Origin of the sequence: Pseudomonas sp. R62 (assembly GCF_000257605.1) — a bacterium.
Classification (GTDB): Bacteria; Pseudomonadota; Gammaproteobacteria; order Pseudomonadales; family Pseudomonadaceae; genus Aquipseudomonas; species Aquipseudomonas atacamensis.
The window spans coordinates 1-1,503 of the sequence record NZ_JH636000.1 but is presented as its reverse complement, the minus strand read 5'-3'; the positions used below and the strand labels follow the sequence as shown (position 1 = coordinate 1,503).

The 1,503-nt window shown below is 59.4% G+C and carries 2 protein-coding genes; one reads left to right on the top strand and one right to left on the bottom strand.

What is annotated here, in order from left to right:
- Nucleotides 1-608 (bottom strand): cbb3-type cytochrome c oxidase subunit I (locus OQK_RS28740; protein ID WP_016775511.1); only part of this gene is annotated, 608 nt, incomplete at its 3' end.
- A 92-nt stretch (nt 609-700) separates the two neighbouring features.
- Between OQK_RS28740 and OQK_RS28735 the strand changes: the two genes are divergently transcribed.
- Entirely contained in the window at nt 701-1,381 is a 681-nt protein-coding gene (locus OQK_RS28735) for an alpha/beta family hydrolase (protein ID WP_016775510.1), read from the top strand.
- The last annotated feature ends 122 nt before the right edge of the window (nt 1,382-1,503 follow it).

Genomic DNA, 1,503 nt, shown 5'->3' with positions numbered 1-1,503 from the left:
CACTGCACCATGGCGTCGGTTGCACCGGCGTACACCGAGTAGGACTTGGTGAAACTCACCGGCAACTCGAGGTTGTTGACGATGTGCAGGATCGCCACGGTGATGATGAACGCGCCGAAGAACCAGTTGCCCACATAGATGTGCTTGGTCTTGCGCTGCATGATCGTGCCGAAGAACACGATCGCGTAGGCGACCCAGACGATGGTGATCAGGATGTCGATCGGCCATTCCAGTTCGGCGTATTCCTTGGAGCTGGTGTAACCCAGCGGCAGGCTGATCGCCGCCAACAGGATCACCAGCTGCCAGCCCCAGAAGCAGAACGCGGCGATTTGCGGCGCGAACAATTGCGTCTGGCAGGTGCGTTGTACCGAATAGAAAGAGCTGGCGAACAGCGCGCAGCCACCAAAGGCGAAGATCACCGCGTTGGTGTGCAGCGGGCGCAGACGGCCGAAACTGGTCCAGGGCAAATTGAAGTTGAGTTCCGGCCAGACCAATTGCGCCGCGAGAAAAACCCCGAGGCCCATGCCGACGATGCCCCACACCACCGTCATAATGGCGAATTGGCGGACCACCTTGTAGTTGTAGGCGGTACTGATAGAAGTGTTCATGGTTCCCCATCCACGGTTCAGCCGAAGTGAGCGCGCGCAAACGACGCGAATCCTTCGCCTGGAGTTATAGGCAGACTAAATGCGAGGCAAGCATGGACAAACAGCACAAGGCCAGTATTGACGGGGATCAATGGGCGCAGTGTGTGCTCGATCATGGGTGGCTTTGGGATGCCGCTGTTGGTGAGGCTTCGGCAACGCTGATTCTGGCGCACGGGGCGGGGGCGCCGATGGATAGCGAGTGGATGAACGACATGGCTGGGCGCCTTGCCGGGCTTGGGGTCAACGTGTTGCGGTTTGAGTTTCCGTATATGGCGCAGCGGCGGGTGGATGGGGTGAAGCGGCCGCCGAATCCTGCGCCGAAACTGTTGGATTGCTGGCGGGAGGTGTTTGCGCTTGTGCGGCGTCATGTCGCTGGGGTTTTGGCTGTTGGCGGCAAGTCGATGGGCGGGCGGATGGCGAGTCTGGTGGCGGATGAGTTGAGGGTGGATGCGTTGGTATGTCTAGGGTATCCGTTTTATGCGGTGGGGAAGCCGGAGAAGCCTCGGGTTGAGCATTTGGCTTCGTTGCGCACGCGGGCGTTGATTGTGCAGGGGGAGCGGGATGCTCTGGGGAATCGCGAGGCGGTTGAGGGGTATTCGTTAGCGCCGGGGATTGAGGTGTTTTGGTTGGTGGCGGGGGATCATGATTTGAAGCCGCTGAAGGTTTCTGGGTTTACGCATGAACAGCATTTGGCCAGCGCCGCGCAGAAAGTATCCGAGTTTCTCAAGGGTTAACCGAGATTCTGTTTTCCATGGAGATCGGCTCCCTTTCCCCCTCGACCCCTTGGGGGAGAGGGCTGGGGGGGGGGGTAGCTTTTGATCTTGCTCTTGGGGGCATATCCGTTGCTTCGGGAGCT

Excerpts from the sequence above, each read along its gene's own strand:
- OQK_RS28735 (WP_016775510.1), top strand. The coding sequence starts at position 701 with ATGGACAAACAGCACAAGGCCAGTATTGACGGGGATCAATGGGCGCAG.